The sequence below is a fragment of the Methylobacterium sp. 1030 genome, assembly GCF_040544715.1.
GTDB lineage: Bacteria > Pseudomonadota > Alphaproteobacteria > Rhizobiales > Beijerinckiaceae > Methylobacterium.
Window position 1 is genome coordinate 254,928 of sequence record NZ_JBEPKM010000008.1, and the last position, 13,253, is coordinate 268,180.

17 protein-coding genes are annotated in these 13,253 nt (G+C 67.4%); all 17 read right to left on the minus strand.

All coding sequences use genetic code 11. The annotated features are described in order from the left end of the window. Positions 1-4: 4 nt before the first annotated feature. The 17 genes from ABIC30_RS13925 to ABIC30_RS14005 all read right to left on the minus strand — a co-directional run bounded on the left by ABIC30_RS13925 (position 5) and on the right by ABIC30_RS14005 (position 13,232). Positions 5-454 (minus strand): phage tail assembly chaperone, encoded by a 450-nt coding sequence (locus ABIC30_RS13925; RefSeq protein WP_354455463.1) that lies wholly within the window; start codon positions 452-454, stop codon positions 5-7. Further along, complete coding sequence (locus ABIC30_RS13930) at positions 444-680, minus strand: hypothetical protein (protein ID WP_354455465.1); 237 nt, start codon at positions 678-680, stop codon at positions 444-446. Before ABIC30_RS13930 ends, ABIC30_RS13925 begins: the two co-directional genes overlap by 11 nt. Next, the gene (locus ABIC30_RS13935; protein WP_354455467.1) at positions 670-1,644 is read right to left on the minus strand and encodes a hypothetical protein; all 975 of its coding nucleotides are present in this window, start codon (positions 1,642-1,644) and stop codon (positions 670-672) included. The genes ABIC30_RS13930 and ABIC30_RS13935 overlap by 11 nt, the downstream gene beginning before the upstream one ends. Before the next feature lie 211 nt (positions 1,645-1,855). Then, positions 1,856-2,527: a hypothetical protein gene (locus ABIC30_RS13940; protein WP_354455469.1), complete on the minus strand. Its 672-nt coding sequence runs from the start codon at positions 2,525-2,527 to the stop codon at positions 1,856-1,858. Between the two features lie 5 nt (positions 2,528-2,532). Continuing rightward, positions 2,533-2,973, minus strand: coding sequence for a hypothetical protein (locus ABIC30_RS13945; RefSeq protein WP_354455471.1), 441 nt, complete (start codon positions 2,971-2,973; stop codon positions 2,533-2,535). An 89-nt stretch (positions 2,974-3,062) separates the two neighbouring features. Next, on the minus strand, positions 3,063-3,341 hold the full coding sequence (locus ABIC30_RS13950) for a hypothetical protein (RefSeq protein ID WP_354455473.1): 279 nt from the start codon (positions 3,339-3,341) through the stop codon (positions 3,063-3,065). Between the two features lie 10 nt (positions 3,342-3,351). Then, positions 3,352-3,861 carry a hypothetical protein gene (locus tag ABIC30_RS13955; protein WP_354455475.1) on the minus strand — a complete coding sequence of 170 codons (510 nt, stop codon included), beginning with the start codon at positions 3,859-3,861 and terminating at the stop codon, positions 3,352-3,354. Beyond that, complete coding sequence (locus ABIC30_RS13960; RefSeq protein ID WP_354455477.1) at positions 3,861-5,327, minus strand: terminase large subunit domain-containing protein; 1,467 nt, start codon at positions 5,325-5,327, stop codon at positions 3,861-3,863. The genes ABIC30_RS13955 and ABIC30_RS13960 overlap by 1 nt, the downstream gene beginning before the upstream one ends. Then, complete coding sequence (locus ABIC30_RS13965) at positions 5,324-5,650, minus strand: hypothetical protein (protein ID WP_279593594.1); 327 nt, start codon at positions 5,648-5,650, stop codon at positions 5,324-5,326. The genes ABIC30_RS13960 and ABIC30_RS13965 overlap by 4 nt, the downstream gene beginning before the upstream one ends. Positions 5,651-6,036: 386 nt before the next feature. Beyond that, positions 6,037-7,344, minus strand: coding sequence for an ATP-binding protein (locus ABIC30_RS13970; protein ID WP_354455479.1), 1,308 nt, complete (start codon positions 7,342-7,344; stop codon positions 6,037-6,039). Next, positions 7,244-8,188: a DUF7146 domain-containing protein gene (locus ABIC30_RS13975; RefSeq protein WP_354455481.1), complete on the minus strand. Its 945-nt coding sequence runs from the start codon at positions 8,186-8,188 to the stop codon at positions 7,244-7,246. Before ABIC30_RS13975 ends, ABIC30_RS13970 begins: the two co-directional genes overlap by 101 nt. Further along, positions 8,188-8,544 carry a hypothetical protein gene (locus ABIC30_RS13980; RefSeq protein WP_354455483.1) on the minus strand — a complete coding sequence of 119 codons (357 nt, stop codon included), beginning with the start codon at positions 8,542-8,544 and terminating at the stop codon, positions 8,188-8,190. The genes ABIC30_RS13975 and ABIC30_RS13980 overlap by 1 nt, the downstream gene beginning before the upstream one ends. A gap of 431 nt (positions 8,545-8,975) precedes the next feature. Beyond that, a complete protein-coding gene (locus ABIC30_RS13985; RefSeq protein ID WP_354455485.1) occupies positions 8,976-9,287 on the minus strand; it encodes a hypothetical protein in 312 nt (103 codons plus the stop codon). Between the two features lie 105 nt (positions 9,288-9,392). Continuing rightward, entirely contained in the window at positions 9,393-10,058 is a 666-nt protein-coding gene (locus ABIC30_RS13990) for a hypothetical protein (RefSeq protein WP_354455487.1), read from the minus strand. A gap of 47 nt (positions 10,059-10,105) precedes the next feature. Beyond that, on the minus strand, positions 10,106-11,434 hold the full coding sequence (locus ABIC30_RS13995) for a tyrosine-type recombinase/integrase (protein ID WP_354455489.1): 1,329 nt from the start codon (positions 11,432-11,434) through the stop codon (positions 10,106-10,108). 116 nt (positions 11,435-11,550) lie between these two features. Then, complete coding sequence (locus tag ABIC30_RS14000; protein ID WP_354455491.1) at positions 11,551-12,444, minus strand: ABC transporter permease subunit; 894 nt, start codon at positions 12,442-12,444, stop codon at positions 11,551-11,553. Next, a complete protein-coding gene (locus ABIC30_RS14005) occupies positions 12,441-13,232 on the minus strand; it encodes a taurine ABC transporter ATP-binding protein (protein ID WP_020093206.1) in 792 nt (263 codons plus the stop codon). Before ABIC30_RS14005 ends, ABIC30_RS14000 begins: the two co-directional genes overlap by 4 nt. Between the last annotated feature and the right edge of the window lie 21 nt (positions 13,233-13,253).

Below are 13,253 nucleotides of genomic sequence, written 5' to 3' on the forward strand. Positions count from 1 at the left end.
CCCCTCAGTGCAGCTTGCCGATGACGGCGCGGATCTCGGCCGGCACCATCTCGCCGCCGCCCTCCAGCCACCGCTTGACCGTGAAGCCGAGCGCGTAGCCGACCATGTGCTCCAGCGTGGCGCCGTCGATGTCGGGGAAGGCCGGTTCCGGGTCGCCCTTCGGCCAGACCGGCACCCATGCGCCGCCGTGCTCACGCGTGAGGCTTCCGCAGCTCGCGCGCTCAATCATGTCCGTGTCGTCGTCCGACAGCCTGCCCCAGGCGCGGAACACGGTCTGGATGACCTTCTGCACGTCCATGTTGGAGCGCAGCGCGATGCGGGGGCCAGGGGCCAAGACGAGCGGTACCGCCTCCGCGATCATGGGGGCGAACCGGCGCAGGATGCGGGTCTCCGTCTGTGCGGGCATCCGGTCGAACCGATAGCGGTTGCCGGCGATCTCGAACTCAGGCGTCATGGCTGCGCTTCTCCGATGCTTCCCAGGCTCGCAGGGTGATGTCGCGCAGCCGTTCCAGGCTTTCGGGTTCAAGTCCCCGGCACATGACAAATCCCGTCAGGACAGCGACCGCGACCTGAGCGCAAATCTCGTCGTCAGCGGAGATGCCGAAGTGAGCCAAGCCAACACGCGCGCCATTCATGGCCCCATGAAAAACCGACGGCTCAAGGTTGTTCTCACTGTCCATTGGCGGGCATCCCAATTCCACGTTGCGCCACTGCGTAGGGCACCCGACCGTTCTCAATCTTCACGCAGATAAAGTTGGTGAAGAACGGTTCGCCCCGGCTATCGCCGACATGTCCGACGTACAGAACCTTGTACCTGCCATCCGCCGACACGCCGGTCTGTTCCAGCAACTTGTTGTTCGGGGCTCCGGCTAGGCTCGGGTCGAACTCGGCTTGCTGGATAGACTTCTGGTCGATCCGCACGACGCAACCGGGGACCATGTTGCCGTTGAGCAGGCACACACCTTCGATGCCCTGGATGGTCTGCACCGGCAGACCGACCAACCCGGTTTTGCTGTTCAGGACGATATCGCCGTTCGGCAACGCTTTGTCGTTCGATAGAACCTGGAGCTTGCCGTTCTGAATTGACCATGACGTGCGCGTGGCCTGGCAGGTCTGCCGCAGCCAGTCCTTCGCATTGCCGAAGAGCGCGGCCCCACGGGGAAACTTGACCTTCGTCAAAGCTTCTGTGTCGATGAAGCCGAGCCCCACGCCCATGGCTTTCATCGGCTCATAGCAGGCCATCACCCTGTCATTGTGTGTGTGCCCCGCAGAGAGCGTCTTGTTCACGACGGCATAATTCCGAGGCGTGCTGCTATCCGTCGCCAGGATCGCGAGGACCTTGTCGGTCACATCCACGCGGAGATTGCGGGCCTGGATGATCTCGCCGTCGAATAGGACGTAGCTCTGCCCGGTGACGTAGCCGGCGCTCACCTTCACCCGCTTGCCCACGAAGAACGCAGGCTGGGTGCTGCTGTCCGCGAGGTTGAAGACTCCGATCCGTGCGACATTCGGTGCGCTGATGTCGCGCATGGTGATCTCGAACGTCATGCGCAGGCCCTGCCCGCCGTTCTCGTCACCACGATAGGTGAACGTCTTTCCGCCCTGGATCTCGACGGACATATTGCGCAGGTATTGTTCGGTCATGTCCGCCTATCCACTGGCGTCCCCGGCACGTCATTGGCGCCGGGGACAGTCTCGACGGGCGCGGGATCTTGGCTGAGCATCCGGCCCGATGCCGTGGTTACTTGGAGAGCGCCACTCTGCGGCTGGGCGCCGTGCGGGTGAAGCTCGAAAGCCCCGCACTTGCTGCGCGTCCGGCACCCGCCCTGTCAGCTATGCCGGTGACTGCGCAGCATCAGGCTGCCGAGCGCGGGGGCGGCTCGGCGAACACGTCCTCCGGCATGGGTAGCCGGGCATCGGGATCGGAGGCGAGGCGGTCGCGCGCGGCCTGCCAGGGGCACGGCGCAGCCAACACGGCGCCGGGCTTATACTCGTCAACGACGCTCCAAAGCCCGAAAGTGTTGCCCACGGCCTGCCGCAGCCTCGTCACCCGTGGCTCCAGCCGCTGCAGTTCGTCGATCAGTGCGGCCCGCACGGGGTCGGCGAGGAGAACTGCCTCGATCGCACTGTCCACGTCCGATCGCGCGAGATCGCGCGGCATGTTGAGCAGCTGAATATCGTTCAGCAGCTCGGCCTCATTCTTCTTCGAGCCGGTCAGCTCGTCGTTCACTGCGGCCAACTGCGTCCGCACGACGTCGATGTCTTGGTCCGGTGCGAGGGTTTCACCACGCAACAGAGCATCGCGGCGCTCGGCCTCGCTGTGTCCGGTTTCTAGGCGCCGAACTGTCTCCTCAAGCTCATCGCGACGGGACCAGATCGACCAGCGCCGTTCCTCAATGGCCTTGATCTCGGCGCGCTTGGCTTCGACCAGGGCGTCTCGACGGTCGCGCTCAGCGATGGCGTCGGCGAGCCGCTGCCGCTCGGGCGTGCGGGCGGGCGGGATCAGGGTGAGGGCTGCTTTCGCCATGGTGCTCAGCTCCCCTTGAACATGTTCGGGAACGCCCGGGCGGTTTCGGCTCTCTCCGCCTCCGTCATCGGACGCGAGGGCTTCCTCGGCATCGGCGCTGCGTAGCCGAACGAACCGGCATCCTTCAGCCGACCGTGGTTCGGGAGCACGGCCTTAGTTGTGGCCTCGCGCTGCGCGTCCAGCGCCATGCCCATGCCGTCCGGGCGGGCGTCGTAGCCGAGAAGCGGCGCGCGGACGGCACGGCGCACGATGCGGCGCGTCGCGGCCGGCAGGGCGTCCGCAGCCATGCGCTTGGTCGGGTTCAGATCCTCGGCCTTGTCGATCACGTCGTCCAGCATGTCGGTGATGGTCGCGAAGTCGCCTTCCGACAGCTTGCTCGACAGGAACGTGAGAATGCCGTTGATCTTGCTTTCGTCGATCGGAGCGCTGTCGTGCGCGATCTTCACAGTGCCGGGTGCGCCGACCGTGTAGGCCTTGCTGCACTTCGTCATCGAGGCACAAAACTTCATGGGACTTTCGGGCATCAGCCTCTCCTTCAGTTGCTTGGCGGGTTCCAGGGGATGAAGTTGGACAGCGGCACGTCGGAGGGCTTCTCCGTCGGCGCGTGCAGCTCGATCACGCCGCCGTCCGCCGGGTTGCCGGTGACCGCCGAGGCCGGCGCCCAGGACGCGGACATCAGGTTCACCGGCTGGACGATGGCGAAGTATCGCTGGTCATTCGCAATGCCGGTGTAGGCCGCAGCAGGCCAACGGCGGCACGGGCGGCCGTCGATCAGTAGAGACTGGGCCGAATACAAGCAGACGCGGTAGCTCATAGGCTGTCCCTCACTCTCGAATATTTCGGCTCATGACGGTGTAGGTGAACGACCGGCGGTAGGCGCCCGTGTCGATCAGCGGCTTGGTGCCGGTTCGACCGCGACGGATCCGGGCCTTCACGGTACGCTCGGCGAGGGGCGCGAAAGCGCCGTCCGCGATCTGCTGCTGGACGGCCGCGACACCCATGAGCCCGATGGCGTGCAGGGCCTTCTCCGGCGCATCCAGGTCGCCCAGGAACGCGGCCTTGGCAGCCTTGAGCAGCCGTTCGGCGGCCTGATCGCGGATGCTCTCCACGCCCGGCACGAGGTGCGCGCGGGCGGGCAGGTTCTTCTCCGGCTGGCCATGCTCGAAGAGGTAGCCGAGCACGGCGTTCGAGATCGGCGCCTCGCCCTTCTCGGCGGGATGCTTGCTCGACGCCGGGATCCCAATGGCGACGCGCTTGTTCAGCTCCCGCAGTACCGCGCGGGCGAACGGGTCCAGCGGGCCGCTCTTCACCGCGAGCTTCGAGGTCATCGGCATCAGCGCAGGCTCCCGTAGCGGAGGCGGGCGCGGGAGCGCATGGCGCTGCCGGGGCGCGCGAAGGACGCAGCCTGCTCGGGCGTGACGATGAGGGGCTTGGGCTTGCTGCCGATGCCGACCACCGCTCCCGCCACCGCGTTCGCGAGGTCGTCGTGCGCCCCCGGGGCGTGGTCGATGCTGTCCCGGCCGCCGCGAGCCGTGCGGCGCTCAAGGGTGATGAGCTGCGTCGTCAGCAGCGGCACGTCGAGGAGGTCGACCTCGCCGCTGTTCAGCTTCGGCAGCAGGTCGAGGTAGAGCGCGCTCTTGGGCTTCTCAGCCGGCTCGTAGGTGATCCCGTGGCGCTGGAACGCCTCCCGAGGCCACTCGCCCGCGTACCGGTCGCCGACCACCTTCCTGAGGTGGTAGCGCTTCAGGAGGTCCGAGAACTCCGAGACCACCGCCTCGGGGCTGAACGGGGCCTTCCGCTCGCGTACAGCGTCCAGAACGATGCGGTCGCCCTCCCGGTGGACGATCGCCATCGTCATGGAGTCCGAGGCGCCGCCGGACGGATCCGCGAAGGCGAAGTAGGACTCCTTCGACAGCGGCGCCCGCTCGACCACGCCGCGGGAGATCGCAGCCTCCACCACCTCGCGGGTGATGAAGCTCTCAACATCGCTGCGGAACTCGGCCAGGTACTCGGCCGACGCGCTCGGGAGGTCCCGCTCCAGGGCCTCGTCGATCACCCGCTGCGGCACGCTGGGGTTCATCGTCCGCGTCGCAGCACGCCACACCAGCGCGGGAGCATCGTCCCGGCCGTGGTAGCGCTGGAAGGCATCGTAGAGGGCGCCACGCCGCGCGTAGGGCGAGGAGGCGCACAGCATCATCCCGTTCGGGATCGTCGCCATCGCCGGGCGTAGGGCGTCCAGGATTTCATAGTCGGGGCTCGCGGAGGTGTCGGACGGCCAGAACGCCAGCTCGTCGCACAAGGCCGCCGCCAGCGTGCGCCCGCGGACGGCGCGATAGGAGGAGGTGCCGACCTCGATGGTGACGCGGTTGGTGAGGTCGAACTCATCCGCCGTCTCCCGCTCGATCATGCGGGCCAGCATCGGCACTTCGGTCAGCAGGCCGCGGATGTACCGGAAGATGGTCCGCGCCTGCCGGCGGTCGGTGGCGATGATCAGGATGGTCGCCCGCTCGCCCGGAGCGAGGTGCTGACGGTACTCGCGGAAGGTGGCGAGGTAGACCGCGATTAGGGCCAGCACGAAGCTCTTGCCGGCACGGCGCCCGCAGATGAGCCATGCCTCGGTGCTGGCGGCCTCAGGAGCCTCAGAGCGGCCCGTACAGGCCCGGAAGGTGGTTGCCTCGGCCTCGGACAGCGGCAGGCCGAACAGGGAGCCTACGAAGCCCCTCCAGGCCGCCCAGGTGTCGGCATCCTTGAACCAGGGCCCGAACAGCTTCGGGTCGGACATGGCCTCAAGCAGGTTCATGCCGCCGGCCTCGCATCGATGTAGTCGCGGAGGTCGGGGGTCACGTCGCGGGGGCGGCGTCGCAGGCCGATGGCCTCCAGCAACCGGCGCAGGTTTCCGGAGGTGCGGCTGTAGAGGTCCAGGGCGTCCGCGTCGGCCTCACCGTCCGTGGCGAACCGCTCTTCCATCCGCTCCAGTTCGACGGTTAGCGTCGCCGCCCGGCGGATGATGGACTTCTCCGCGGCGGACACGGCGCCCTCCCCGCCCAGGTCGGACAAGTGCAGCGCCATGAGGTCCCGCATGCGCCGCGCCCAGCCCGAACGCCCGTCCACGTTCTGCAGCAAGGTGCTGCCGTTCGTGACGCGGCTCCGGTGCGACGGCTTCTGAACTGCAATGCTCGGGCTATCTGCCACCGATCCGCGCGCCTTATTGGACATCGGTTGGATAAGATAGTGTAGATCGACCGCTAAGTCATTGGCGCGTAACGGTTCACTGCGCCCCACTGAACTGTTTCTTTGCCCAAAGACAGCAAATGCTCGGCTTCCGCAGATTAAATCTGCAATTATGACTGGGTTCGGCGCCCGCAATCCGAACCCTGTCCCCTGCCCCTTCCAAGACCCGGACAAACCGGACAAAACGGACAAATGTCCCGGATGTCCGCTGTCCGTTTCCGGACGGACAGGACAAGGACACTAGGAAGTGTCCTGTCTGTCCGGTCTCGGATGTCCGGTTAGTCCGTGTCCGGCTTCAACCAGAGGTGATCGACGCCACCGAGGGCGACCGAACCGATCAGGCTCCGACCGAGGCAGGTCTCAACGGCGCGCTTGAACGCCTTGCGCTTGGCTTCCGACCGCTTGGCCTCGTCATCTCCGTCCGCCGGGTAGATCGCGCTGAACGCCGCCCTGACGGTCTGGAGCGGCACGGCCTGCACTTCGGCCTGATCGGCACCGTAGGGCCAAGCGCGAAGGCCATGATCGGCGAGGCTGGAGAGCAGAGCTTCCCGAAAGACCTTGAGGGAAGTCGGCCAGCGCTCCTTGGCTACCGCGACGGCCGAGGCCGAGATCCGGTCCGTCTGCCAGTTCACGATGCACGTGGTGATCGGCTCGCGGTCGTAGGTCTCGCCGACGGTGATGACCTCCAGCGCGTAGGGGATTTCGTACCCGCAGCGCCCTCCCCTCACCTTCCGGATCGCCATGCGGGTGTTGCTGATCGTGCCGGCCTCGTCGCGGCTGGCAAGCATGGCCAGCACCACGTCGGCTGCGGCTTCCTTCGCGGACGAGCCCCGGGTGCCGGTCTCCACGGCCTTGCCGAAGTGATCGACGCCGAGCACGAAAGCCCCGGTGTGGTGGCTCAAGGCCTCCATGGCGTTCATCACCCGCTGCGCCTCCGCGGCTGAGTTCTCGTCCATGAAGCCGGCGCCGGCCGCGACGGTGTCGATCACGATCAGGGCGAGCGGCAGGTCAAAGGCCTCAGCCAGGTGCTCGGCCGCCATCTTCGCCACCATGACGAGCTGCGGCACGGCATCGGCATCGAGCAGGCGCGGGCATTCCTCGATCCAAGCGAACGGCAACCGCTCCGGTGCGTCCGGCCCGAGCTTGCCGTGAACGATGCCTTTCAGGCGGATCGGGATCTCGAAGGATCCCTCCGGTGCGATGAACAGGACGCCGCCCTGCCGCATCACACGCTTCCCTGCGAAGGGGCTCCCAGTCATCACGGACGCGCTGAGGTCGAGGGCGCCGAACGTCTTGCCGCCGCCCCACTGGCCGGCGAGCAGGCCCTTGCCGGTCTCGAAGACGAGATCCCGCACGAGCCAAGCTCGATCGGCGTTGGGGTCTGCGTCGCCGTGCCAGCGGATGCTGATCGCGGAGCCTGCACGGCCTGCTCCGGTGTCCCGACGTTCGGCCCGCGGGCGCAGATGCTCGATGGTATAGGCAGGCTCAGCCATGCCGCACCTCCGGGATGTCGTTGAGATCAGCGCCGTCGCCGGTGGGGTGCACGAGCAGCACCTCACGGCCTGCGCGGCGCCAGCGGTCGGCACACAATTCAGATGCGCCCCGCCCGGCCGGATCGTTGTCGACCGCGATCCAGAGGCATTCGATGCCGGGCAGAACCGGGAAGCTGGTGATCCCGCCCGCGTTCAGGACGGACCAGACGGGCGAGGCCCCGAATTCGGGCAGGCGGCGGAACGACAGTGCCGTTTCAACACCTTCGGCAATCCCGAGGCAGGTTGTGACCTCCTCGTCCGGCGTGAGTTTCACGGCGCCGCCGCGAATGCTCCCGAGGGCGAGCCGGTCCTTCCCGTCGACCTCAACCTTCCGCCCTTCATGGCTCAAAGCTGAGCGATGGATCGCCTGCGGCTGGTTGGTGACGATGTTCCGGACCAGCGCGACCATGGCCGGCGTCCGCCCGCCCGCGAACGGACAGTTCGGATGAAACCGCAGAACTCCGTGCACATCGTCGACGAGGTCGAGGCCGCGGCGGGAGAGGTATCGGGCGACCGGCGTCTCAGCCGGCTCCCGAGCCTCGCGCCAGATCCGAAGCGCGAGCCCAGTCCGGTCCGAGCCGGAAGGAGGGGGTGGTGAATACCCACCCCCTTCGCACTCACAATCCAAACTTGGATCATGGCTGACATTGCCATGCTTGATCAGCCGCTCTGAAGGTGCGGAATAATTCGCACCCATGCCGAGCCGATCGCGGACGTGATCGCGGCAGATACCGAAGTCATCGCCGGCATGGCTGTGCAGGGTGAACCCGCCCGGCGCCGAGGCGTCAAAGAGGACGGAGAGGGAGCGATCCTGGCGGCTGTGGTGCGGACCGGGGCAGAGGATGCCCCGGCCGACCACCTCGCCCCCGAGCGCGCGCGCCGCGGAGCGGAGATCCATCAGGCGTGCCCTCCGATCCGCACCACGGAGAACAGCTCGTCGAGGCGGCAGACGAACCCGACATCCGCCGCCTCAAGGTGATCAGAGAGCAGGGCGACGTCTCGCACGCCATGATGGGCGAACGTCTCTTCGATGGACTGGAACAGCCCCGCGATGAGTTCTTGCAGAAACTCGGCCTGCTGCTGAACGGTGCGTTCCGGCTCGGAGATGAGCCTCAGGTAGGCCGTGGTGGCCAGATCCGCGCCGAGCGCGCGGACGTGATCGATCCCGATCTGCCGGACCTCATCTTCATCCTTCGCGCGATGAAGGCGGGCGTCCGTGTCGTCCATGATGCGCCTAATGTTGGCGATGCTCATCGCGACGCCTCCTGTGCTGCGGGGCGGAGGGCCGCGGCGGCCTGACTGGCGGCCAGGAGCGCCCGACCGGCGCATCCAAGGGCGTGGGCCATGCCAGGACCGTCTTGCGCAGCGGCGAGGTAGGCGGCGGCTTCCGCGTACCGGGCGGCAAGCCCGGCGCGTTCTGCGATCGCATCGAACGCGAGCGGCGTGACGGATCTGGTATGAGAGAGGGCGTTCATGTGCGCCCCCAACGATCCGCCACGCTGTAGGCGTGGGCCGCGATAACCGCCGCGAGCGCCGGGCTGAAAACGTACTGCGCGCGGAGGCGAGCGGTCTGGATTTCGAGCGGGGTGGGTGCTATCTCAGAACCATCGGTGCCCACCGAGAATTCCGAGCCCCGCCCGCGATTGCCGTCGCGGCGGGGTTCACCTTTTCTATGGGCCATCGTGCTAAGCGGCCTCCTTCTTGGCGACGGCTTCAGCCGCGCGGCGCAGTGAGGCCGGCAGCGGGTTATCCTGGATGCTCTGGCGCCAAGCAGCCTCATCCTGCGGGAAGATGATCACGCGCCGTCCGACGCGTGTTGACTTGGGCGCTCGGCCGATGGCCTTCAGGTAGAAATAAGAACTCTCGCCGATCTTGTTCCGAGCGCAGAACTCCGGAACGCTGAACGCGCTGGTTTCGTCGGAATGAAGGATTTGGATTGGGCGGAGAGCTGCGGTTGCAGTCTCATTCGCCCGGGCCTGAACACTCTTGCGAGGCATCTGGCTAACTCCGTGAGTCCACGAGATACGTGGTGGAGTTGAGCTAGCCATGCCCCCGCTGCTGCCGGAACGGAAGCAACGAAATTCCTTATTGGAGCCCCTCGGCTATAGGGCTGCACCTTCCAGCGGGAGGCCTTTGCACCAATCGCGGACGCTTTCCTTCAGCTCATCAATTTCGTCATCGGTTCCCAGGCTGACGGTCACGAAGCGCGCGACTGCCGAGTGCGGGAAATTGCCTGGCGGAGGGCCGAATAGATCGCGGATCATCGTCGCGACCATTCTCGCGTGCCCTCGCTTCTCATCCGAGACGCCAGGGAGGCGCCGACCGAGAACGCGCGGGTTGCTGCGCATCTGCCTCATGTCGCCCTGAGATTGGAAGTAGCTGCCCACCAGCTTGAGCGCTTCCAGCAGATCGCTACGCATTCGGATCGTGCTGTCGTTTCGAGCACTTTCCTCGCAAAGCCTTGCCGCATCGAGGAAGGGCATTGCTAATTTGTCGGCCTCACCCTTCGTCCAGTATGTTCTCTCGGGCTGATAAACTTCGACCATAACTTGATAGAAGAGCGCAGCCGATTGTCTATCAAATGCCGTTAGGTCCAGTTTCTCTTGCGTGTAGGCATCTGGCGAGAAGCCGGCACGGATCCTTTCGATCCTCTCTTGCAGATCAGCTGGCTCAGGCAGCCTCTGCAGATCCTTCCAGGCTTGCTCCATTCTCGGATCCCGCAGGAGCCGATCGGCCACTTCATTGGTGAGGCCCGCGGCTTCCTGCATCAGGACGGTTCCACGGGGCGCCCAGGATGGGATCCCAGACGGTCGGCTCATCCGACGCTCCGGAGCTGCGCCGGGACTGGCGTGACCAGAGAGACGGCCGCGAGTGCTGCCAACTCGTCCAAGGCCGTGACGATGTAGGCGGAGTAGTGCGCCTCAATCATCGCGGTGGACGTGTCGTGGAGCGCGGCCACGAGCCGGACCGGCAGGTTGGCCCGCAGGCCGCGGACAATGCTGCTATGGCGCAGCGCGTAGGGAACGAGGTTGCTGGAGACCCCGGCCTTCTTCAGGACCTCCGCCCACGGACGCAGCATCTCGGAGGCCTCGCCCCAACGAACGCGGCCAACTTTCCGATGGTCCCGCACCGTCACCTTCTGCCAGCGTGGGCGCATCAGAAGCGGTTCCTGCCCGCGGCGGCCGACCAAGGCCGGACGCAGAGCGGTGATCACATCCGGGGCGACGCGCACGCCGATGTGCGACGTGTGGCGGGTACCCGTCCCCTTCCGGCTCACCGGCACCATGAGCCGGTTCTGCTCGACCTGGACGTCCGCGACCGTCATGCGAGTGACCTGCGAGAACCGCAGCCCCGTGGCCGCCAGCACCACAACCAAGCGGTGGAGATCGCCATCCCAATCGCCGTCGGCGTCCGCCTCTGCCGCTGCGGCGACGAGGCGTCGGACGTCGGCGTCCGGCAGGATCTGGGCTTCCCGAGCGACGGGCGCAGACGCTGCCTGAGCCGCGAGGCCGTTGCGGATCGTCGTGCTGATTGTCGCCGGCAACTGAGCCGCATGGCGACGCACTGAGGCGTTCAGCGCCGCGCGGAAATCATTGGTGACCCGGCGGACGCCGCCGTCCGCCATTGTCGTGGCTGCAGCCGCCCGCCAGGTCTGAAGGTCGTCGACCGTGAGTGCCTGAAGAGCCTTCTCGGCGAGGTCTCCCCGCAGCACGTGCTTGGTAAGACGGGAGCGGGTGTGCCGCCGGAGAGCCAAGCCACTCCTGTTCTTCGCTTCCCGTACCTCGCAGGCCTCGATGTACGCTGTGATAGCGTTCCGCACCGTGATGGTCGGTCCGAGCGCGGCGATCCGCTCGGCCTCCTCAACCTCCTTCACCCTGCCGCGCGCGCGGTCCTGCGCCTGCTGAAAGGTGAGGATCGTCGTGCCGTTCGCGGCCTGCCGATCATCCGCCCGGCCGAGCGCTTCGACAGCATATCGCTCGTCGCCGAGGTAGCGCCGCGCCACCCAGGTGCCGCCGGTCTTGCCCTTGCGGTAGCCGAGATGAAGGCCGCGATCGATCGATCGGAAGTAAGGTTTCGTCTGCTGCTTGAGTTTCGCACGCGCCGTCGGGGAGTCGAGAACGGCGTCGCGGACGCGCTTGGCCATGGATCTCATCCTGTCCAATTTCCGTCCAATATGTAGCCGTGGACTCAGGTGAACAAGAGAGGATTTCAGTGAGCTAGCCGTTGAACCTCAGCAACATGCAGTGGACCTTCGTGGATCTATTGTTTTCCCTTCCAGGGCACCAGCACGCGCTCCAGGCCCCGCATCCCGAGCTCGAACAGGCCCGCGAACAGGCCGATCAGCAGGATGCCCATCACCACCACGTCGGTGCGCAGGAAATTGGAGGCGTTGAGGACGAGCTGGCCGAGCCCGGCCTGGGCCGCCACCATCTCGGCGGCCACCAGGGTGGTCCAGCCCACGCCCATGCCGATCCGCAGGCCGATCAGGATCTCCGGCAGCGCCGCCGGGAAGACCACGTGGCGCAGGACCTGCCAGCGGCTCGCCCCGAGGGCGCGCGCGGCGTTGATCTGGTCGACCGAGGCGGAGCGCACCCCCGCCCGCGCGGCGAGCGCCACCGGGGCGAGGCAGGCGAGGAAGATCAGCAGCACCTTCGACAGCTCGCCGATCCCGAACCAGATGATCATCAGGGGCAGGTAGGCGAGCGGCGGCAGCGGCCGGTAGAACTCGATCGGCGGGTCGAGGATGCCCCGGGCGATCCGGCTCGTGCCCATGGCGAGCCCGGCCGGGATGCCCACCAGGGCGGCGAGCGCGAAGGCGCCGAGGACGCGCAGGAGACTGTCGCCGATGTGGAGCCCGAGCGGGGCGCCGTCGATCTCCCCGCGCCAGGCCTGACCGAAGGCCGCCAGGACCGCCTCCGGCGGCGGCAGGAACAGCGGCTTCACCCAGCCGGCACGGGTGGCGACCAGCCAGAGGCCGAGGGCTGCCAGCACCGTGGCGGCGCTGACCGTCGGCACCAGGATCCCACCGCGGCGGCGGATTCCGGTGCGCGCCAGCGGGGCCGCCGCCGGAGCCGGGGCCGGGGCCGTGTCCGGGATCACGTCCGGGACCGCGTCCGGGACCGCGTCCGGCGCGGCGCGGGGCAGACCGCTCATCGGACGGCCTCCGGTGCCGCGGCGGCGCCGCTCCGGATGCGCGCGAGCACGCGCTCGCGCACGGCGATGAAGGCGGGGTCCGACTTCACGGCCCGGGCGTCGCGGCCCTCGACGAACGCCCGGGAGAAGGGCAGGTCCAGCGTCTCGACGATGCGGCCGGGCCGCGGGCTCATGATCACCAGCCGGGTGGCGAGGAACACCGCTTCCTCGACGTCGTGGGTGATGAAGAAGGCCATCTTGCCGGTCCGGTGCCAGATCCGGAGGATCAGCTCCTGGATCTGCTCGCGGGTGAAGGCGTCCAGCGCGCCGAGCGGCTCGTCCATCAGCAGGGCGCGCGGGTCTCCGGCGAGCGCCCGGGCGAGGCCGACCCGCTGCTGCATACCGCCCGAGAGCGCGTAGACCTTCCGGTCGGCGCAGTCGGGCAGGCCGACGAGGTCGAGCGTCGCCAGGGCGATCCGCCGCCGCTCCGCCCGGGGCACGCCCCGCATCTTCGGTCCGAAGGCCACGTTCTCGGCGACGTCCAGCCAGGGCATCAGGGCGTGGCGCTGGAACACCACGCCCCGCTCGGCTCCCGGACCCCGGACCGGCGCGCCGTCGAGGAGGATGCGGCCCTCGGTGGGCGCCAGGAATCCCGCGATCGCCGAGAGCAGGGTGGTCTTGCCGCAGCCCGAGGCGCCGAGCGCCACCACGAACTCCCCGGGACCGATGGTCAGGTCGATCCCCGACAGCGCGGCGACCGCGTCGGCGCCCTGCCCGTAGCGGACGCTCAGGTTGCGGATCTCGATCATGGGCCCTCCGGTCCGGGGACA